Raw genomic sequence first — 20,771 nt, 5'->3', positions numbered from 1 at the left:
AATATATATAATTTGAGCAAGAGTATAGGGGGGAGAAGATGGGTTCGTTATTTGCTGTAATAGAAAAATTAAGAAGTTCATTTTGTCTTCTACTAACATGGAAGCATTAATAAAATCTGAGAAAAAGCAAAAAGAATTTGTTCATCTAGTACAGGATGAATATAAAAAAAGAAGATAAGAATTTTTTTATTTTTCATATTTGGCGAAACAAATGGTACAATGAAAGCTAATGTGAAAAATAAGGAAAAGAAGTGGTCTATTTGAAAAACTTTTTAGAATTAGGAATTAGTGAAACTTTTAATCATACATTACGTGAAAATGGAATTACAGAAGCAACACCAATTCAAGAGAAGGCAATTCCAGTTATTCTGTCAGGTAAAGATATTATTGGGCAGGCGAAAACAGGAACGGGTAAAACGTTAGCATTCGTGTTACCGATTTTAGAAAAAATCGATCCAGCGTCTAGTGATGTTCAGGCTTTAATTGTTGCACCAACAAGGGAACTAGCACTGCAAATTACAACTGAAATTAAAAAAATGCTTGTTCAAAGAGAAGATATTAATGTACTAGCGATATATGGTGGACAAGATGTTGCGCAACAGTTGAGAAAATTAAAAGGTAATACACATATTGTTGTAGCAACACCGGGACGATTATTAGATCATATACGCCGTGAAACAATTGATTTAAGTAATCTTTCAACAATTGTATTAGATGAAGCGGATCAAATGCTTTATTTTGGTTTCTTATATGATATTGAAGATATTTTAGATGAGACACCAGGTAGTAAACAAACGATGTTATTCTCAGCAACGATGCCAAAAGATATTAAAAAATTGGCGAAGCGTTATATGGATGAACCGCAAATGATTCAAGTACAAAGTGAACAAGTAACGGTTGATACAATTGAGCAGCGTGTCATTGAGACGACAGACCGTGCAAAGCCAGATGCACTTCGTTTTGTTATGGATCGTGATCAGCCATTTTTAGCTGTTATTTTCTGTCGTACAAAGGTTAGAGCGAGTAAGCTTTATGATAATTTAAAAGGATTAGGTTATAATTGTGCTGAACTTCATGGTGATATACCTCAAGCGAAACGTGAAAGAGTTATGAAGAGTTTCCGCGAAGCTAAAATTCAGTACTTAATCGCAACGGATGTAGCAGCTCGCGGACTTGATGTAGATGGTGTAACGCACGTATTTAACTTTGATATCCCTGAAGATGTAGAAAGTTATATTCACCGCATTGGCCGAACAGGACGTGCAGGTGGATCAGGTCTTGCAATTACGTTCGTTGCAGCGAAAGATGAAAAACATTTAGAAGAAATTGAAAAAACGCTTGGTGCACCAATACAAAGAGAAATAATCGAACAACCGAAGATAAAACGTGTAGATGAAAATGGAAAACCGGTACCAAAGCCGGCTCCGAAGAAATCAGGTCAAAATCGTCAAAGAGATAGCCGTGAAGGTTCAAGAAGTGAATCAAGACGTGATTCGAGAAATAGCTCAAGAAATGATTCAAGAAATAGTTCGAGAAATGAAAATAACCGATCATTTAATAAGCCAAGTAATAAAAAAGGTAGTACAAAGCAAGGTCAGCAAAGACGTGGCCGTTAAATAGTTATAATTGTAAAAGAGTCGCAAAATATTGTGGCTCTTTTTTGTTTGTATACAACAAGGATGATGGCAAGAAAAAAACAAAATTTCATTCACCGCATTTGAAATTTATAAAGGGAATTTTATAGTCCAAAACCATTAGTGCAAGGGTATTACTATCATTCAGCAGAACACTTTGGTTAAAAGAAAAGGTATTGAAGCGAGCGAGTATTTTCATTATACATTCCGCAATTATTGAAATAGAACAAGAGAAGTTTATGAAGGATTAAACTCGTATTGGTGTACGATCGTTGGAAACTGGAAAACTAATTTGTTAGTTTTGATCGATGAGGAACTCGAGAAGCACCACTGCCATCCTTATGGGGAAATTGCTTACGACGATGAAGGTAATGTAGTGATAATATGCGAAATAAGAAAAAAGGACTAGCAGTCGTACCTGCCGTCCTTTAATAGGAGAAAAAGTAATCTTGTTTAGAACTACGCATAAACAGAAAATCTGCTTGTAATTAGTTTTACCCTAAATATACGTGTCTATACAAAAAAGGGATAAGTAAAAGATACTTATCCCCGGAAGGGAAATCCCAAGCACCAAAATGGCTCGTATTGGTCTGCAGGTTCAAAAGTAGTATATGTAAAACGAAAAATCTCATACAAAAAGCAGACAACGATTTTGGTTGTCTGCCAGTGAGTTCAATGAGTTAGCTAATTGTGATAATTTGCATCCCCATTGCGAGAAGAGTGAAGCTGCTAGTTCAAACTGCTTGTTGGTATTATTTTCGATTTCTAAAAAAATATACATCAAAAGAAAGAGGTATTAGCCATGGACACGGCGGCTTGAAAATAGTATGTATTTTTATTTGAAAAATATTCAAGGGGTGAAGAAACATGGAATGTTTAATAAAGGTGTTTGTTTTATTAATCAGTTAATTAATAAAACAAAATAGTTATTTGGGAGAAAGGGAAAATTAATATGAGATGAATTGAAGCTGTTGAAAAATTACTTGAAGTGATGAAAGAATGCTTTTGGAACGGAACATCTTTAAAGGGTGAAGCTAATGATTTTAATATTGTATCTTGGCTGATTGAAGAAGCGACGCGTAAAACAAAATAAAGATTTCATTTTGTAGCAAAGGGGAATAGATATGTGTACTTATTGGGGAAAAGTAGATAAAGAGTTCTTTAAGAGGCAAGAACCGGAACAAAATAAAAGAGCAGCTAGCAAAAGCTAACTGCTCAATACAAGGAGATACAGAGAAGACTATTTTAAATGAATGTTGGCATACAGCCCACATTCAGTATTGACCGAATATTTATTTTAAATTCAATTTATTTAAAGTAAATATCCCAACAGATAAAATGGTTGCGCCTGCTACAGAACCTAGCCAGTCTCTCCAGCCTAATGTATTTAAAGATGAATCTGTTAAATCCGTAATTAAGAAGATAGCAAACATTAATACACCAAATGCTAAGCATCCCCAAAATGTTTGCAAATATTTAATCATCTTCTTTCGGAACTTGCTCATATAAATCACCCTTATTAATAATTTATATTTTTATAAATAAATTATCACATGTAAAAAAATAAAAGTGCGAAATATGCAATATTACATATTGGAACTCAACAAAATACTCCATTGATAAGTACATAGATCGAACGGAGGCATCGTTCTTTTCCTAAAATGAAAGGTGACGATAAGAAACATGAGATACGTTTTAAACAAATTGAGCGGACGTTAAAAAATAAAAATTTATAAAGGAAATAGAAAGTATGGTGTTGTATATGTACGATAATAGGAAACTTTTTGCAAACTAAACATATAATTTTAATAGACCGACAGTCGGTCTGATGGGAAGGAGAACTTGAATGCGAATTGTAAAGGAGTATGAGGAGCGTAGAAAGGAAATTTTAGAAACAGCTGAGCGTTTGTTTCTTACGAAAGGTTATACGAAAACAACCGTGAATGATATTTTAAAAGAAATTGGTATAGCAAAGGGGACGTTTTATCATTATTTTAAGTCGAAGGAGGAAGTAATGGATGAAATCATTATGAGGATTATTAAAGAGGATGTCACTAAGGCGAAAAGGATTGTCTCCAATCCCGATATCCCCGTTTTAGATAAGTTAATTAAAATTTTAATGGAACAATCACCAAAATCAGGAGATGTCAAAGAAAAAATGATTGAACAATTCCATCAACCAAATAATGCAGAAATGCATCAGAAAAGTTTAGTGCAATCCATTATACATTTATCTCCTGTATTAACGGAAGTTTTAGAGCAAGGAATAGAAGAAGGCATATTTTCTACTCCATACCCACAAGAAACAATTGAATTATTACTCTCTTCAGCACAAGTCATATTTGATGATGGTTTATTCCAGTGGAAACCGGAAGAAATGATGAGAAGAGCTAAGGCTTATATTAAAATGATGGAAGTATCTGTTGGAGCGAAAGAAGGGTCCTTTGATTATATGATCGAGGTTTTAATGAAACAGAAATAGCTTTTTTCTGTTTGGGTGTTATAGACCGGCAGTCGGTCTAGACTAAATGAAGGATGTGATGAAGATGCCAGCAAGTATTCAATCTTCCTTGAAAGATTTTCACTTAATGGTAAGTGGTCAAATTATTACTATTTTAGGTTCAACACTATTACGTTTTGCACTGTCTTTATATGTGCTAGATATAACAGGACGTGCCGATATATTTGCAGGGTTATATGCCATAACGAGTATCCCGTTTTTGTTAGCTCCTCTTGGCGGAGCGATAGCAGATCGTTTCAACCGCCGTAATGTAATGGTCATTTTGGATTTTATAAACGCTGCTATTGTATTAAGTTTTATATTTTTGTTATTAACTGAATCGGTATCTATTTTATTGATTGGAGCAATTATGTTTTTACTAGCAGTCATTAGTGCAATGTACTCACCAGTTGTTATGGCAAGTATTCCGCAATTAGTTCCAGAGAAAAAGTTAGAACAAGCAAACGGTATCATAAATGGTGTGCAAGCATTATCTAATATAGTTGCACCTGTACTAGGAGGAATATTATATGGCATAATTGGTTTGAAAATGCTCGTAATAACAAGTTGTCTTGCTTTCTTTTTATCTGCAATTTTAGAAATGTTTATTACAATACCTTTTATAAAAAGAGCGCAAGAAAGCCATATCATACCGACAATTGTAAAAGATATGAAAAAAGGTTTTCTTTATGTTTTAAAGCAACCTTTTATTTTGAAGGCTATGTTACTTGCAGCTTTACTAAACTTAATTTTGACACCGTTATTTGTTGTTGGAGGACCTATTATGTTACGAGTAACTATGCAGAGTAGCGATACGATGTATGGAATTGGAATGGGATTAATTGATTTTGCAACCATATTAGGAGCATTGTCAATCGGTTTCTTTGCTAAAAAGTTACAGATGAAAACATTATATAATTGGATGCTTATCATAGCTTTATTAGTAATGCCAGTGGCACTATCAGTTACACCGTTTATTCTTAATTTAGGATACTATCCACCATTTATCCTCTTTATACTTTCTTCTCTTCTAATCGCAATGATTATGACAATTGTATCCATCTATGTGATTACTGTAGTCCAAAAGAAAACACCAAATGAAAATCTAGGAAAAGTGATGGCAATTATAACAGCGGTATCTCAATGTATGGCACCGATTGGGCAAGTCGTTTATGGTTTTATGTTTGAAGGATTCAGTACGAAAAATTATTTACCTATATGTGCTATTAGTTTCATAATGATAATAATAGCGGTGGTGATGAAGAAAATATTAAGAAATGAAGGGAATTAGCTTCATATGATTAGGAGAATGTTAAAAAGAGTCAGCGGATTCGGTGAGCAAGTCGCAGTTTGGATAAACGGTAAAGTTGATCGTGTAGATGCTAAGTTTACTGAAAAGATAAAATAATCATTTTAGAAAGTGGGTTCGCTTATGAGTGTAGCAAGAAGTCATGAAGAGATGAAGGAATCACGTTTGAAAATATACATGGCTTTAGAAGAAGCTAACTTCATTTGGGATGAAAGAGATGTAATTCGTTTTCGTGAAATGTGGAATCAAGGTATGAGTTTACCAGAAATGGCGGAAGCACTAAGGAGACATCATGCTGAGGTTGCGCTCCTTGTAATAGATCAGGCTGATAAGTATTTAATTGAAAATCGTCCGATAGGATTAGGAATTTGCTAAATAGGAAGGAGAAAATAAAATGAAAGCTATGGAAAATGGTGTATATGAAACAACTAAATTAGTTAGTAAATCAAAGGGAGGAAAAGCTGCAATGAATATTAATCAAATCAGTGAATTAGATCAATATCAAGAAGCGGCATTATGCACATGGAATACAAATAATGATTTCGGTGGACATGTTTTAAATGCAGCATTAGGGCTTACGGGAGAAGCTGGCGAGATTGCTGATGTTGTAAAAAAAGCAATTTTTCATGGTCATGGATTTGATCTGGCTCATTGTCCAGGAGAAGAAGAAGGGAATACGCATAAAATCGCTTTAGAGTTAGGAGACATCTTGTACTACATTTCAATCATGTCTCACGAAATGGGGTATACCCTAGAAGATATTGCTCAAATGAATATATCTAAATTAGCAAAAAGATACCCAGGCGGATTTAGTCGAGAAGCTAGTCAAAATCGTGTAGATGTGAAGTGAAAATCGTAATAAAAAAGAGCCATGAGTGGAAAGGCTCATAGCTCTTTGTATAAGGGTAATGATTTCATAGGTAAATATTACTATAAATTACCAAAAAAATTCAATTTAAGTAAATTAATTGGTATGTGATTTAAATTTCATTAAAAAGGAGGAATAGAGGAATATGTAAAAGAATTTGGAAAATCCATAAAAAAAGAATTCAGTAAAACTCTGAATTCTTTTACACGTAATTTTATTGGTTAATCCATTTAGAAATAATAGGATAATGAAACTCTTTTTCTTGTAGCACATATAAAATCCCTTTTATCGGTCCGAAAATTAACAAAAGGAACAGTATTAGATATAAAGGAGCTATGCTGGAAATAATCAAAGTATTATTTGAAGTCAAGTCTAAATTAGACAAGGATAGCATTAAGATTCTTATTATTAAAAGATTCCAAATTACTGTAATTATCCAAATAAATAGTTGATAAAACACAGCCTCAAGGATATTTTTTCGAATGTTTTGTGATTTGTATATAAAATAAAAAATCAACGGTATATAAAAAATTGTGATGCTAAAGAAAATAAGAATAAAAAAAGATAATAAGGTAAGAAAATACATAATTAATTTTATGTTCTTTTCTTGAGTTAGGATCATTAAGGTCCTCCTATATGTATGAGATTTGTTGTATCTATTAAAAATACGCGATGTAGGTAATTATAATATGAAAATTAATTGTATTAGAATTCTGTATCAAAAAGAACACGTAATAAATTAAAAAAGAGCTTTATTTTATTATAGATAAATAGGTGACTCAGCAATTGTGCTAGCCGAGTCACCTAGTACTATCGAAACAAATAATGTTCTTTTTCTATATGTAGTTATGTGGAGTTCCTAAAGGCTAGCCTCAAAAAATAGTTAAAGAACAAAGAAAATTATTTTAGAAAGAACTAGATTTTATTATGTTAACGCTACAACAGCAAGAGTTAAGCCCAATGTATTTAATGTATTAGAATATGGTCCTACATTAACAGTAAGAGTACTTGTTATACCTGAAGGTGTAGTGAAAATAGCGGGTGCTGATACAGAAGTGAATCCTGCAGTATATCCCAGAGAAGTACCAGAGCCAATGATTGGATTATTATTAAGGTACATAGTGATACCTGCCGAATTACCTCCTGGTTGAATGATAACTTGCACTTCATAGATTGCCAAATAGGTTCTTCCACCTTCAAGTAAAACAGTTGTTGGTGGTGTGAATGAGATTGCCGTACCATTAGAATTTACCACGGTATCTAGTGGAATTGCAGAATTTACAGAAACTATTGATGGGGTAGTTTGAACAACATTTAAACTGTTAGCCGTGGGGGATGGACAAGTGCAAGGGTTGTGAAGGTTAGAGTTATTATCATTTTGGTAATTCACAAATAATCAAGCTCCTTTACGTAAGATAATTTTTTATCCTATATAAAACGTAGCTTTTTTGTATCTAAGTTATTTTTAATAAGTTTTTAAAGAGAAGTTGAATATTGGTGGTCAGTCAATTCTTAAAAATATTTGATACTCTGGGATTTCAAAGTGCATCTGATAAATATATATGAATGTTTTTTTTAGGACATTACTGTAAGTTAGGAAACATAAAAAAATAGTTATTTGAATTAAATAGAGCACCATTAGAGATTGGGGTGCTCTTAAGCCAAGACCTATAATGTGGATTACTAAAGTCTGTGTAAGTATATGAACGTTGTATATAAATAGTACAGAAAAAGAAAATTTAACAAAGGTTAACTGTATGAATCTAATGGGAATTAATTAAAGAATACTGTATGCAAAATTGATGATAATGTTATCCATCCAAATGTAATTGTAATATATTTTAAGATTTTCATTATGGTAATAATGCGCCACTAAAAAAATTACTACTGCCTACAGTTAAAGTTCCGTTTTCTGCTGCAGAAAATTGTATATCTATTGTTTGGCCAGCTAATAAATCAATAATAGTTGTAATTTCAAGTTGAGGTGTACCACCAGTAGTAATTGTTCCTGTTTGGCTAGCAACTGATACTAAATTTTTTCTTATAGTTATTCTTAGAGTAGAAGTCGTACCTAAAGTTGGATTAAATCCTATACTGGCACTGAATAAATAGATACCATTTATAGGGGCTGTAAATGTATTCGTTACTGGAGAATACCCTCCACCATTATTAAATATTATACTACCATACGATACTTGAATATCTGCAGGAGAAGTAAAAGACTGTGCAACATTTTTTTCTGCACGAAAATTAATGTTAAATGTGGGTCCGGTAGGCTCAGTGTTCCCGGTAGGCCCGGTGTTCCCAGTAGGCCCAGTGTCGCCAGCAGGCCCGGTGTTCCCAGTAGGCCCAGTGTCGCCAGTAGGCCCGGTGTTCCCAGTAGGCCCAGTGTCGCCAGTAGGCCCGGTGTTCCCAGTAGGCCCAGTGCTGCCAGTAGGTCCGGTAATGCCAGTAGGCAGAGTAAATGATGGGATTGGTGGGAAAGTAGGCCCAACTAGGTCGGGAGAAATTGAAATTTCAGATTTTATTTTAGATGAATTGAATCTGTCTTTCCTAGACATACGTGACCGGTTAAATTTGTCTTTTCTAGACATATGTATATCATCCTTTCTTAGAATCTCAGATTATATCCAGTAGATGCATGATATGAATTGGGTGTGATTGTATTTTGAGATAATAAGAAACAAATTTATCTAATCTAACTATAAAAATCAGAACTAAACAAAAGCGTTATTTTATAGTGATGCAAAAAGAGTACATATCGAATATGTACTCTTGAAAAAAGGAAGTGTATATAAGTGATGAAACACTATACTACAACATATGCTTGTCTCATTTAAAAGTGCAAGGAATATAACAAAATAGTTATTTTGTTATATAAAAAACATGCACAAAAATTGTGCATGTATAGTAAAAGCTATGTCTTGTCTATATAAATATATGCTTAGTTTATATAAATCGTGTGTATGTTTGAACGAAATAGTTATTTGTAATACAAAGAGCGCTTTTTAAGGCGCTCCATGAACAAAACTAATATTGAAAAAGAATACCACATGATATTTTATGTATGTTCTTAATGAATGTGCAGTTTAAGAAAATCTTTCTTTTGCACAACAAAGCAGCCAGCTTAATTAGCTAACTGCTTGTTGTACAAAAGAAAATTAGGCCCTACAAGTAAATGATATGTAATTTTAAGTTACAACTATATTATAAGCAGAATTAAACATGTTATGCGGTAATAAAAATAAGCTTAATCAAACTTTCATTTTGTATTAAGTTGGAATATAAAAAGAGCACTTAGTAAAGTGCTCTCGTGACGAGTCTCATTTTATAACGACTATTTTATAAAGAAAGGAACTCAGGATATTATATGTGCGCCAGTCAATTGAGTACCTTGTACAAATAAAGAGCAACTAGCAAAAGCTAACTGCTCATATAAGGAAATCGGAGAAAGATAGCCATGTGTCTACAGTATTGACGGAATATTGGTTTTTATTCGTGAGGAACTACGATTAACTTAATGCATAGCCCATAATAAAAGTTAGTGTTAAAAACACTGATAATAACAGTGTTAGTAGAACTGTTACTATGCTTCTAAGCATTGATATCCAATTATCTATTTTAGAGAATCCTTTAATACCAGCAAAAAAAGTTCCTATTGAAAAAATGAGTACGAAAAATAAACGGCGTTTATAAAAGATGCATTTATTTCAGGTGTACATACTTCAAGATATAAAAGAAAAAAAGCAATGCAAACGAATGAAAAAATAAAGGACCATAGATTTATATTATGTTTCATAGGTTGCTCCTTTGTTATCGGAATATTTCTATTAAATTTTAATGGAAAATATAAGGAAAAGATAGTGTTTATAAATTAGAATGAATTTTTTAACAAAATAATCCTTTTAAAGTAAAACAAACAGAATATAGTCCGGCTAGAAAACTAGAGGGCACCAATTCATTAAAGCAGCAATTAAAGCTGTTTTAGGAATAGGTGTCCTTTTTATTTTGAAAAGAGGGATGGAGAAATATGAAGGCACTAAAAGAACAATTACGCGAGTGGAAAAAGCAATCCAAGCAAGGAAAGAAGAAAAATAAGAAAAACAAAAAGAGAAATTAAGTACTCGTGAAATTGAGGATTTAATGGGGATGCATAGACCTTGTTATGAACGAAGATGCGGAGCAATAAGACAAAAGTAATTTAAAAATAAAAAGGAGTGGTCTTACATGAATAAACAATTATCTTTCTTACCAAAAATTGATAGAGTAGCAACGCAGAAAAAATTAGAAGGTGTTCTGGAAAGTGTGCGTTTGTATAGGCAGTTTGGAATGATGCGTGAAGAAATGAAAGTCACTTCTTCTTATGAAATTAGATATCACGGGCCTACAAATGATGTAGGGAAGCTACTAGAAGATATAGCGATGGCTAATATTCAACAAAGTAAAAGAGAAGAGTGGATTAAGCAAACATCATTTCGTATTGACCAGTTTCTTAGTCGTTTGGGTAATGGACGTGCAGGAAAGGATCAAAGAGACATCATCATTAAGCGTTATTTAGAAGATGAAGATGTATGTGATTATATGGTATATAACGAAATCGGCATGAGCGAGCGTACTTATCGACGTGTTAAGGCTAGAGTATTTTATAAACTTGCTTTTGCTCTTAGATTAGAAGTTTACGAGACAGAAGAAACTGGAGGTAATGAATAATGAATTTTGTTCAGCCAATACGTGATCCAGAGCAAATACAGCAGCTTAAAGAATATTTTAAAGAAAAGTGCTTACGTAATTACATTCTCTTCATTATGGGAATCAATACAGGCCTGAGAATCTCGGACATTTTGAAATTGAAGGTAGGAGATGTCAAAGGTAGTCATATATCTATGCGGGAAAAGAAAACAGGGAAACAGAAACGAATACAAATTACTGCAGCACTGAAAAGAGAACTTAAATGGTTTATTGAAGAAAGAGAAGATAATGAGTATTTATTGCAAAGCAGACAAGGTAAGAATCGTCCAATTGGTCGTAGCATGGCATATAAGATATTAAGCGGAGCAGCGGCAGAGTTTGGGTTAGATGAAATAGGGACACATACGTTGAGAAAGACATATGGGTATCATATGTATATGCAAACAAAAACATAGCATTGCTCATGGGGATATTTAATCACTCGTCAGAGAAAGTCACGTTACGTTATATAGGTGTAAATCAAGATGCAATGGATAAGGCAATGACTAGGTTTAAAATTTAATCATTGCTTTTTCTTTTAGGATAGTTTAAATTCTTAGTCTGATTGGGACGGGATCACCACAGCAAAAGATTTGCAGGTTACGTTAAGATCCATTTTAGGCAGAAAAATATTAGTTCTCTGAAGAACTATCATCATCACTCCTCTTCGATAATCTTGAGAAAATATTTATCTTAATAAAAAATTAACATTTTTTCAATTTCCTGTAATTATAATTAAAGGTATTCTGTTAGTGTTATACAAAGGTATCTGTCGATCTATTCCATGTATGAATCTAGTCTGGCAATCAACAGAATATTCCACACACCATTGAAAAAGGGGGAAAGTTTATGCAAAGAATTTTAAAATTCCTGTTCATGTCCGTTTTTTCTTTGATTTGTGTTTTGTATGTTCAAACGAATGCTTTTGCCGCACCAGCATACGAGGGAGTTGTCAAAATGAAGCAGCCTTCAGGCGAATCTTTTGAGGGCACGTTACATGGAGATGAATGGTTCCATTGGGTAAGTACAAAGGATGGTGACGTACTTTTACAAGATCAGAAGGGGTATTGGAATTACGCTGAGCTTAAAGCAGATGAACTGAAATCAACGGGTACAAAATATAAAATTGATAAGAAGCCTTCAATGGCGATAAATGAGTACAATTTGAATAAATGGATAAAAAAATACAACCCTCAAGCAAAGAAAAAACAGGAGCACATGAATAAATTACAAAAAGAATCACCAAAAAATATTGATGGAACTGTCACTCCAGTTTTAGGAAACAAAAAATTACTTGTTTTGTTAATTGGGTTTACAGATGTTGATATTGCATATAACGATAACGATTGGAGTAACAAATTCTTTTCTACAAATCAAAAGTCAGTTAAGAATTACTATAATGAAGTAAGTAACGGAAAAGTACAGATAACTCCAGCTCCTGAAACATATGGTACTCAAAATGATGGAGTGGTTAAAGTGAAATTAGATTACGCTCATCCGAGTACATCGGGAAAAAGTATGGGTACGGTTATAACAGATGCACTGGCTAAAGCTGATTCTCAAGTGAATTTTGCTAGTCTTGATACTAATAATGATCAAGTCGTTGACTCTAAAGATGGCTTCTACATTGTAAGTTTTCTTGCTGGTAATGAACAGGCTAGTGGGGGGCCACTTCCAAACATTTGGGCGCATCAGTCATATGCTCCTAATACAAATCACGATGGTGTTACAGTATCAGGCATGTATACAGCGCAGGGTGAAAAACAATATGGTCATATGGCGACAATTGGTATACCTGCTCATGAGTTAGGGCATTCTTTTGGTCTTCCAGATCTATATGGTGACAATAACCGTGTAGGTAGTCTAAGTATAATGGGGAATGGAGCTTGGAATAGTCTTCAAGGGGAAGAGTATGGAACTACCCCAGATCATATGGATGCTTGGTCAAAGGTAAAATTGGGCTTTGTAACACCAACTGTAGTAAATACCACTAATAACTTTACTCTAAATGCAATCCCAAATAACTATAATGTGTTAAAGATTCCTTTAAAGGATAATACGTATTTTTTAGTTGAGAATCGCGCAAAGGTTGGGTATGATGCGAGCTTACCAACAAATTCTGGTGGTATTGCGGTTTGGCATATTGATGAATCTATGAATAATAATTCCAGTGATCCGCATCCTTTCATTGATATAGAGCAATCAGTCAGTGAATACCAAGACCCATTCTATTACACGAATCAAAATCATGCTGCTACCTTTGGTCCAGACACTAATCCGAATAGTAATACCTACACGGGAGAAAAAACAGGAGTAACGATTACAACGACAAGTACAAGTAATTCTGCTATGAATGTAGCAGTCACAACAAAAGAAGCTAGCTTAATTCCGCAAACAAACTGGACACTAAAATATGTAGATAGCTATAATTGGTACAATTTAGGTACGTATGCCTTTGATGGAAACAAAGACACATTTTGGCATACAAACTGGAGCCCTGTAGCTCCAATGCCACACGAGATTCAAATTGATTTAGGTGCAACTTATAACCTCTCCAAATTCAGCTACTTGCCAAGGCAAGACGGCCAAATAAATGGAACGATTAAGGACTATGAGTTTTACGTCAGTAGTGATGGAGTAAACTGGGGAACAGCGGTATCCATAGGTGCTTTTGCAAACAATACTAACTTGAAAGAGGTCAGCTTTGCAAACAAGACAGGTCGTTATATTAAACTACGTGCATTAAGCGAGGTAAACAACAATCCATGGACAAGTGCCGCTGAAATTAATGTATTTGGAGTGGTTCAATAATATATTTGTGAGGTTATCTAATTAAATCATTGATACGCTAGTCCAAAGGGTTATCATCTGCTGAGAGTTCGCTCGGCATTTGACAACCTTTTTGTTCTATACTAGCCAATATGCAAAAGAAAAAGATGGATTAATAAAATTCATATTCTTAGCTTGATAGTAATGTGGTGGTACTCCTTACAGTTACTCATAAATTTTGTACTATGTAACTCAAAAAAGAAAGTATTATAAATTCAATGATACCAAGGGATTCAGCGAAGGGGGCAGTTACACACAATATAAGATATAGGTAAGTCATAGAGAACTTGAAATGATATATTAATTACTTTGTGAAAATAGTATGGATTAAGAAGATAATGATTTCAAATCGTCAAAGTAGAGAAAAAGATACGAATGATTAAATTCAAATGTGGGTTACAAAATTATTAATATAAATATAACGATTTTAAAAATGGTCAATGACATTTTCCTCAAAAATGGAAAAGTTGATATAAAAGCACATAACCGTTTACAGCCCAATACATATAGTGTCAGTGTAGTGATAAGCAAGTACAACATGACTGCAATGAAAAATCATTTTTCTGTTAGCTTGTTTTCATTACGAGTTAAATTAATAGAACTTCTGTTAGTTATTATGAAACGCATCTTTGTTATAGGATCGGGGGGAATATCTTGGCTGCAGAAAAAGGATATAGAAGTGGTTGTGGTTATAGCGGAGGATTTGCATTACTAGTCGTATTGTTTATCTTGCTTATTATCGTTGGTGCAACTTGTTTTTGCTAGTTTATGAACTTCTAGAGAGGAGGAGTGTATCTTGGCTGCAGAAAAAGGATATGGAAGTGGTTGTGGTTATGGCGGAGGATTTGCATTACTAATCGTATTGTTTATCTTGCTTATTATCGTTGGTGCAAGCTGGTGCGGATATGGTGGTTTTTAAGTAACAACCTTCTTATATCACCAAGAATAAATAAAGGGTTGCTTCACGTAGTGTGAAGTAATCCTTCATTAATATAGTTTAATATATGTTTAGAATATATAATGTGTTCGTTATGAAAGGAGAAAAAAATGGGATCTAGCCCATATTTTAATAAAAATGTTTCGTATCAAACTTCATCTATTCCAATAACCGAAGTAACTCAGAAGAAAAGTCGAATAATAGCGGCTGAAGCTGTTACACTTCCCAAAACGAATAATGAAACAACCAATGAAGCAATCAATGGAACGACTGATGAAAAATTAAAAAAACAGAAAAATAATTCATCTGATTATTCGCCATTCCAAATTAACATTCCTTATTTTAATATAAAAATAACTTCGACAGAGATATTAGGTGTTGCTAAATCCGTATTTATGCAAGCTCTTATTCAAAAGGTTCAAGATCCGGTATTTTTAATGAATCTTTTGAATAGTGAAGGTGGAAAGAAACTACTTAATTTAGCAGGTGATTTTTTTAAAGATACTGCTACGAAATCAGAAAATGATAAAGATGAAAACTAACATCAGCCTTTATTATATACATCTCTTTGATAGCTCTAATTTCATAAATACTACAATCACAAAAGATAGGGATTAAAAATAATCCCTTCTTTTTTGAGCATAATTGTATTTTTTATTGTAATTATATGTAAATAAGATGATAAAAAGTGACAGGGTTATGGCCGTTTTTTTGGCAGGAAATGTGCCGGTCGTTTTGGAGTTAACGTGATATATTTGTATTGTGAGAAGTGATGGAAAACACAACTCATAATATACCTTTATAATCTATAAAATCAATTAATGGATAATATGAGCCGTATGATGGCTAGTTCCGCAAGCCAATTAGGAGGATTAAAGACCGTCATGAGTGGTGTAAGTAGACAAGCCATGACAAATAGTGTATCAAATCAAGTCATTAATAATTCTTTCGGATCATCTGGCGGTGGAGTTATTCCAATGCTTGGTGGAGATTTAGTTATTGAAGTACCCGTAAATTTAGAAGGAAGAGACGTGGCACGCGGTACTTATCGCTATACAACCGAGTATCAAGAAAGAGAAGAAAAGAGAAACTCAGCCTTTTAGGTTTGGGTTTCTTTTATTTTATAAAGAAACGGAGTGTCAAAATGAGCTCTTTTACATTCAACAATCAACGAAAAGAATATATCCAACTAGAAAAAGGATGGAGCCCGCCAACATGGGCACCTCTAAAACGTAAATTTTTAAACACGCCTGGATATCCAGGCGCAAGATTATTAGGAACGGAAACAGATCCTCGTCGACTTTCTGTCCCTGTGGGAATTATCGTTCCAGATGGAACAGATTTAGAAACGTTAAAAGAAGAAATAGCGACATGGTTAATTACTGAACAAGCAGCCGAGCTAACTTTTGATACAAAACTAGATAGGACATATATAGCTGTTATTGATGAAGATTTTAATGTTGATAATTTTGTGAGTTTAGGAAAAGGCACCTTAAAATTCATTTGTCCAATGCCTTATAAACTAGGCCCAAGGAGAAAAATAGATTTCAAATTACAAGGAAGTAGATTAATTACAAATATATCGAATAATGGGAGTGAATATTCTGATCCTACGTTCACAGTTAAGGTAGAAAATCCCTCTACTTTTATTGATATTTCACGAAAAAAGGAAGAAGAAATTCAACATTTTCGTATGGGATACCCTGTTTCTGTGGAAGAACGAACAGTCGAGAAAGAACAGCTTGTTATGCACGATGAAATGAAAACAATGGTTGGTTGGACTCAAAATGGTCCAAACACTGACGAAGGTGAAAACACAGGAACTCTAAAGTCAGATAGTGAGCGCTTTGTTATAGATAACTTTGGGGCAGGTAGTAAATGGCATGGCGGAGTGGCTAGGAAAAGTTTAAAAGAACCGCTACAGGATTTTACTGTTGAAGCAATTGTAGAATGTTGGAATCAAAATAGCGCTAAATCTATGGGGCGTGTAGAAATATATCTTCTGGATGTGAATTCTGATGTTATAGGCAAAATGTCAATGGCTGAAGTACATGTAAACGTAGCTTCTAATTATGGAGAGATACACGCCGGAAAAATTGACGAAGGACATCACATTATCTCAACTACGGGAGATTCTCCTTGGACTTGGAATGATTTTACAGGTCGTTTACGAATTACTCGTGTCGGAAACTTTTGGGCGGCTGATATTGCTCGTATTTTAGAAAAGGGTGGATACGATTCAGAATCATACCGTGAGTATTTTGATGTGGATGAAAGATACTCAAAAAATCAACTAGCACAAATTATGGTGCATATTGGAGGATGGAAAGAAGCACCCAATTTAAATGCTTCAATAAACGACATAAAAGTTTGGAAATTTAATAAAACAACCACTCTCGAAGCGCCTTATTATATCGTACGAAAAGGTGATGTAGTGGAAATCGATACAGCAGATGCAAGTATCAAGATTAATGGAAAAGATGCAATCTATACGAAAGATTTATTCGGTGACTTTATAAATATAGAAAAAGGAACGAATCAAATCGAAATTTTACCTTCTGATATCGGACAAGTGGAAGTGGCATACAGGGAGAGATATTTATGAGTAATAACGATTTACACATTTTTGATTTTAAAACAGAACAAATCATTGCAGTAATTAAAGAACAAGATTATTGGGATGATCTTCGTAAATGGGAACTAAAAAACAATGTAGACCAATTCGAATTTACGGTTTCAGATGGTACACACAAAGCGGCGAAGTTAATGCAACAAAACATAATCTTAAAGCGTGTGCGTGATGGATCGTTTGTTTCATATGTGATAAACGAAAGCGAACAAGATTCTATAGATCGTTCTAAAAAAATATATGCGCTAAGTGAACATAAGAAATTAAAAAAAGCAAAAGTAATTAAACCACAAACCTTAGAAGGATACACAGTTAATCAATGGCTGGATTTCGCTTTAGAAGGAACGAAGTGGCAACGTGGTGTAACGGAATATGCAAGCTTCCGCACGATAAATATCAAAGAATTTACAAACCTACTAGATTTATTGAAAACAATAGCAAGTACCTTTGAGTTAGAAATCCGATTCCGTACAGAAGTAAAAGGTTCGTTTATTGTTAGTAGATACGTAGATATGGTACGTAAAGAAGGTAGGGATAACGGAAAAGAAATTGTCTTAGGAAAGGACTTACAAGGCATACGCCGTATTGAAAATTCACAAGATGCAATTTCTGCACTAGTTGGTGTCGGGCCCTTTAACGAAGAAACAGGTGAGTATCTAACTTTTGAAAAGATTAACGGTGGGAAGTTATACGTCGCTGATGCAGATGCCTTACAACGTTGGACAGAAGATGGTTCACACAAATATGACATCTATAGTCCACAAACATAAGATCAAAATATGTCAGCTGAAAGATTAAAACAACTAACGGAAGCGGAACTAAAGAAACGTATTAATAGCACTGTACAGTATGAAGTAACTCCAATTGCATTAGAAAAGATATTTGGTTTATCTCATGAAAAAGTAAATAAGGGCGATATTGTCCATATCAAAGATACAAAATTTACGCCACCTTTGTTTTTAGAAGCGCGTCTTATCGCAGCGGATGAATGTGATACAAATGCAGCAAATGATAAATAGTATTTTGGTGATTTTAAAGAAGTAGAAGATACGAGAAGTCTGTTAAATCACATGTATGCCCAAGTTATGGGCAGTCTAGCTGGAAAAGCAAATAAAGGCTTGTTAGATAAGTTGGAAGAACTTGTGAAAGAGACAAATGAACAAGTTGATGTTGTGTAAAAGGAATCAGAAGCAGCAAAAAAGTTAGCAGAAAAAGTACAAGAAAACCTTAAAAATTATCAAACAAAAATTATTGAAAGCGCAAAACCACCGACAATCGGTTTAGAAGATGGAAAAACCTTATGGTTAGATATTTCAAACGGCAAGCCTGGCATCCTCAAATTATGGAAGAATGGCAATTGGGAGTCGGTTGTTCCTGATGTGGACAAAGTAAAGAAAGATACCTTAGAGCAAGTCAACAAAGATATTGAAACCACAAAAACAGAGTTGAATAAAAAAGTTCAAGAGGCACAAAATCAAGCAACAGGACAATTTAATGAAGTGAATGAAAGATGTTGAAGATTACGTTGATGGAATTGGTAACCAAACGGTTTTACGCAATGTCTTGTGGAAGAACGACACGAAATATTGGCAATTAACTTCAAACGCAGTAAGAGATACACAAGTCACTTATAAGGGGTGCAATTCACTTAGTGTTATTACTACAGGTAATATGACTTATTCTTTATCCTGTTTCTTTCTTAGTTGTACCTAGCGCGTTTTTATAATTCTTTATTTAATTCCTAATTTAAAGAACAAACTATCCAAAATAACATGATTTATATGACTATGTATACTCCTTTTTGGAAAATATTGTAATTAATTAACATTTGAAACTATAACACAAATTATATAAATAATATATCTAAATTTATCGTCATCACAATGGTGCTTGTCTTTAGATTTCCAGCAATCATTATTCCAGGAAATACTTTTATGCCGCCCTTCAATTAGGGTTAGTATTATTCTATGTTTTAGTAAAAAAACTGCTTGTTTATTAACCTATTATTATACTTTTATATGATAGAGAGCTTTCTACTAGATATAGAATTCATAAAAACTATGCTAATTTTTAAGGGAGAGTGGATAGAACTACTGATTATGAAATTAATCAACACACATTTATCAAAGAAAATATTCTAATTTAAAATAATTTCTTATTTTGGAGTATACTGTCTTGAATGTATATTTCAAAATTGAATAGGTAAAAGATTTTATGTAACAACAAATAAAACTTCAGTATATGTAAAGCGATTTTTTACGAATATATAGCTTGATAAAAATAAAAATGATCATTTGGTAACCATGTTCATATCGTGATATTCAAAATTAAATTCAAGATAACTCATGTAATAAAGACTTCATAATTTTACCGAATCTGCGAGATACGTTGAAAACAGAATTTGTATCCCTCTAAAAATATTAATTTTCAGAATTTTCAATAAAAATGATTAGATTATACTAACTTAATGATAATGATTAAAAAGGCTACTATAGAACCCAAACATTAGTAGAAGAAAGACATATACAAGTATTATGAGTTTGAAAATTTCATAAACTCTAAAATCTTATAAAAAGAGGAGCATAAAACATGAGCGAACAATGTCCAATTAATGTACCATGTCAGGTAGCGGGACAAACCCAAACACCATTAAGTGATGAGACTGCAACACCAATTGTTACTCCAGGAGCACCTATTGTAAAGATTCCAGTTGTATTAGCTGAAAGAACGCTTCAAATTGTTGTAGAGTCCGATATTTCATTAGAGCCTCCAGCAGTCGAAATTAAACGCATCTTAAAAAACGTATTTTTAACACAATGTAAGTTAGTGCCTGTAGCATTCGTACCAGTACCAGGTACACCTTACCGAAGAGTTACAAGAGCGAAATTATTTGTACAAGGCTATATTCGTAAAAATATTGAATATGCAAATGACGAGTGTAATGGAGTTCTATATGATCGTATTGCAAATGTTCCATTTTCTGGTTTTGCAGATCTGACAGAAGGTGATTTTCTATCATTAGCTTTAGTAGATTCTTCTTCGGACACTACTTCTCATTTTATAAATCCTAAAAACGGTGATTTACCACGTCTAGACAAATATTTCTTTGAAAATGCAGTTTTTTATAACGAACAACCATATTGTGAATTAGTAAGCGCTCAATTTTTTGAATTAGACTTTTCACCTTGTCCTACAAACCTAAACGAACCATTTGATACGCTTCGTGAAAAAATTGTACTAGATCTTACTTTAAAAGTTTTACAAGTACAACAAGTACAAGTAGCACTATAAAAATAAAAAGAAATTGTCTTTTTAACAAAGACAATTTCTTTTTATT

16 protein-coding genes and 5 pseudogenes are annotated in these 20,771 nt (G+C 33.5%); 16 read left to right on the top strand and 5 right to left on the bottom strand.

Annotated elements, in window-relative coordinates; translation table 11 throughout:
* Positions 1 to 251: 251 nt before the first annotated feature.
* Complete coding sequence (locus DN403_RS26740; protein ID WP_149185923.1) at positions 252 to 1,616, top strand: DEAD/DEAH box helicase; 1,365 nt, start codon at positions 252 to 254, stop codon at positions 1,614 to 1,616.
* A 1,310-nt stretch (positions 1,617 to 2,926) separates the two neighbouring features.
* Here DN403_RS26740 and DN403_RS26730 read toward each other — a convergent pair.
* Positions 2,927 to 3,139 carry a hypothetical protein gene (locus DN403_RS26730; protein WP_016077730.1) on the bottom strand — a complete coding sequence of 71 codons (213 nt, stop codon included), beginning with the start codon at positions 3,137 to 3,139 and terminating at the stop codon, positions 2,927 to 2,929.
* Positions 3,140 to 3,480: 341 nt separating this feature from the next.
* On the opposite strand from DN403_RS26730, the gene DN403_RS26725 reads away from it, so the two are divergent.
* The 5 genes and pseudogenes from DN403_RS26725 (at position 3,481) to DN403_RS26705 (ending at position 6,293) form a co-directional block, all read left to right on the top strand.
* The gene (locus DN403_RS26725) at positions 3,481 to 4,116 is read left to right on the top strand and encodes a TetR/AcrR family transcriptional regulator (protein WP_016077729.1); all 636 of its coding nucleotides are present in this window, start codon (positions 3,481 to 3,483) and stop codon (positions 4,114 to 4,116) included.
* Between the two features lie 64 nt (positions 4,117 to 4,180).
* A complete protein-coding gene (locus tag DN403_RS26720; RefSeq protein WP_016077728.1) occupies positions 4,181 to 5,425 on the top strand; it encodes an MFS transporter in 1,245 nt (414 codons plus the stop codon).
* A 30-nt stretch (positions 5,426 to 5,455) separates the two neighbouring features.
* Positions 5,456 to 5,542: pseudogene (locus tag DN403_RS26715) on the top strand (DUF3954 domain-containing protein); the annotation flags it as partial.
* Positions 5,543 to 5,566: 24 nt separating this feature from the next.
* Complete coding sequence (locus tag DN403_RS26710) at positions 5,567 to 5,818, top strand: hypothetical protein (protein WP_000109540.1); 252 nt, start codon at positions 5,567 to 5,569, stop codon at positions 5,816 to 5,818.
* A 19-nt stretch (positions 5,819 to 5,837) separates the two neighbouring features.
* Entirely contained in the window at positions 5,838 to 6,293 is a 456-nt protein-coding gene (locus tag DN403_RS26705) for a nucleoside triphosphate pyrophosphohydrolase family protein (protein ID WP_000646384.1), read from the top strand.
* A gap of 232 nt (positions 6,294 to 6,525) precedes the next feature.
* On the opposite strand, the gene DN403_RS26700 is transcribed toward DN403_RS26705, so the two are convergent.
* The 4 genes and pseudogenes from DN403_RS26700 to DN403_RS31985 all read right to left on the bottom strand — a co-directional run bounded on the left by DN403_RS26700 (position 6,526) and on the right by DN403_RS31985 (position 10,110).
* Positions 6,526 to 6,933: a magnetosome magnetite crystal formation protein family gene (locus tag DN403_RS26700; protein WP_065228829.1), complete on the bottom strand. Its 408-nt coding sequence runs from the start codon at positions 6,931 to 6,933 to the stop codon at positions 6,526 to 6,528.
* A gap of 303 nt (positions 6,934 to 7,236) precedes the next feature.
* Positions 7,237 to 7,701 (bottom strand): hypothetical protein, encoded by a 465-nt coding sequence (locus tag DN403_RS26695; RefSeq protein ID WP_016077725.1) that lies wholly within the window; start codon positions 7,699 to 7,701, stop codon positions 7,237 to 7,239.
* 463 nt (positions 7,702 to 8,164) lie between these two features.
* Positions 8,165 to 8,905, bottom strand: coding sequence for an exosporium leader peptide-containing protein (locus tag DN403_RS26690; protein ID WP_481747568.1), 741 nt, complete (start codon positions 8,903 to 8,905; stop codon positions 8,165 to 8,167).
* 918 nt (positions 8,906 to 9,823) lie between these two features.
* A pseudogene (locus DN403_RS31985) lies at positions 9,824 to 10,110 on the bottom strand (hypothetical protein).
* 428 nt (positions 10,111 to 10,538) lie between these two features.
* On the opposite strand from DN403_RS31985, the gene DN403_RS26680 reads away from it, so the two are divergent.
* The 10 genes and pseudogenes from DN403_RS26680 (at position 10,539) to DN403_RS26625 (ending at position 20,725) form a co-directional block, all read left to right on the top strand.
* Positions 10,539 to 11,021, top strand: a complete 483-nt coding sequence (locus DN403_RS26680; RefSeq protein ID WP_016077722.1) for an ArpU family phage packaging/lysis transcriptional regulator — start codon at positions 10,539 to 10,541, stop codon at positions 11,019 to 11,021.
* Positions 11,021 to 11,562: pseudogene (locus DN403_RS26675) on the top strand (site-specific integrase). Before DN403_RS26680 ends, DN403_RS26675 begins: the two are co-directional and overlap by 1 nt.
* Before the next feature lie 326 nt (positions 11,563 to 11,888).
* Entirely contained in the window at positions 11,889 to 13,850 is a 1,962-nt protein-coding gene (locus tag DN403_RS26670; RefSeq protein WP_016098513.1) for a M6 family metalloprotease domain-containing protein, read from the top strand.
* Between the two features lie 672 nt (positions 13,851 to 14,522).
* Positions 14,523 to 14,633, top strand: a complete 111-nt coding sequence (locus tag DN403_RS26665; RefSeq protein ID WP_149185922.1) for a YjcZ family sporulation protein — start codon at positions 14,523 to 14,525, stop codon at positions 14,631 to 14,633.
* A 31-nt stretch (positions 14,634 to 14,664) separates the two neighbouring features.
* Positions 14,665 to 14,787, top strand: a complete 123-nt coding sequence (locus DN403_RS26660) for a YjcZ family sporulation protein (RefSeq protein ID WP_071740201.1) — start codon at positions 14,665 to 14,667, stop codon at positions 14,785 to 14,787.
* A 128-nt stretch (positions 14,788 to 14,915) separates the two neighbouring features.
* Positions 14,916 to 15,347 carry a hypothetical protein gene (locus DN403_RS26655; protein WP_000535862.1) on the top strand — a complete coding sequence of 144 codons (432 nt, stop codon included), beginning with the start codon at positions 14,916 to 14,918 and terminating at the stop codon, positions 15,345 to 15,347.
* A gap of 270 nt (positions 15,348 to 15,617) precedes the next feature.
* A pseudogene (locus tag DN403_RS26650) lies at positions 15,618 to 15,908 on the top strand (hypothetical protein); the annotation flags it as partial.
* A gap of 41 nt (positions 15,909 to 15,949) precedes the next feature.
* Positions 15,950 to 17,410, top strand: a complete 1,461-nt coding sequence (locus DN403_RS26645) for a distal tail protein Dit (RefSeq protein ID WP_149185921.1) — start codon at positions 15,950 to 15,952, stop codon at positions 17,408 to 17,410.
* Positions 17,407 to 18,951, top strand: a pseudogene (locus DN403_RS31980) (phage tail spike protein). Before DN403_RS26645 ends, DN403_RS31980 begins: the two are co-directional and overlap by 4 nt.
* Before the next feature lie 1,072 nt (positions 18,952 to 20,023).
* The gene (locus DN403_RS26625) at positions 20,024 to 20,725 is read left to right on the top strand and encodes a CsxC family protein (RefSeq protein ID WP_149185920.1); all 702 of its coding nucleotides are present in this window, start codon (positions 20,024 to 20,026) and stop codon (positions 20,723 to 20,725) included.
* Positions 20,726 to 20,771: the final 46 nt, after the last annotated feature.

This window comes from Bacillus sp. AY2-1, assembly GCF_008368965.1.
Taxonomy (GTDB): Bacteria; Bacillota; Bacilli; order Bacillales; family Bacillaceae_G; genus Bacillus_A; species Bacillus_A thuringiensis_S.
Note: the sequence above shows the minus strand (reverse complement) of the source record. Positions and strands in the feature narration are given on the sequence as shown.

Coding starts and splice junctions, on each gene's coding strand:
- DN403_RS26725 (WP_016077729.1), top strand. CDS start 3,481: ATGCGAATTGTAAAGGAGTATGAGGAGCGTAGAAAGGAAATTTTAGAA.
- DN403_RS26700 (WP_065228829.1), bottom strand. CDS start 6,933: ATGATCCTAACTCAAGAAAAGAACATAAAATTAATTATGTATTTTCTT.
- DN403_RS26655 (WP_000535862.1), top strand. CDS start 14,916: ATGGGATCTAGCCCATATTTTAATAAAAATGTTTCGTATCAAACTTCA.
- DN403_RS26625 (WP_149185920.1), top strand. CDS start 20,024: ATGAGCGAACAATGTCCAATTAATGTACCATGTCAGGTAGCGGGACAA.
- DN403_RS26705 (WP_000646384.1), top strand. CDS start 5,838: ATGAAAGCTATGGAAAATGGTGTATATGAAACAACTAAATTAGTTAGT.
- DN403_RS26690 (WP_481747568.1), bottom strand. CDS start 8,905: ATGTCTAGAAAAGACAAATTTAACCGGTCACGTATGTCTAGGAAAGAC.
- DN403_RS26670 (WP_016098513.1), top strand. CDS start 11,889: ATGCAAAGAATTTTAAAATTCCTGTTCATGTCCGTTTTTTCTTTGATT.
- DN403_RS26730 (WP_016077730.1), bottom strand. CDS start 3,139: ATGAGCAAGTTCCGAAAGAAGATGATTAAATATTTGCAAACATTTTGG.
- DN403_RS26720 (WP_016077728.1), top strand. CDS start 4,181: ATGCCAGCAAGTATTCAATCTTCCTTGAAAGATTTTCACTTAATGGTA.
- DN403_RS26645 (WP_149185921.1), top strand. CDS start 15,950: ATGAGCTCTTTTACATTCAACAATCAACGAAAAGAATATATCCAACTA.
- DN403_RS26680 (WP_016077722.1), top strand. CDS start 10,539: ATGAATAAACAATTATCTTTCTTACCAAAAATTGATAGAGTAGCAACG.
- DN403_RS26710 (WP_000109540.1), top strand. CDS start 5,567: ATGAGTGTAGCAAGAAGTCATGAAGAGATGAAGGAATCACGTTTGAAA.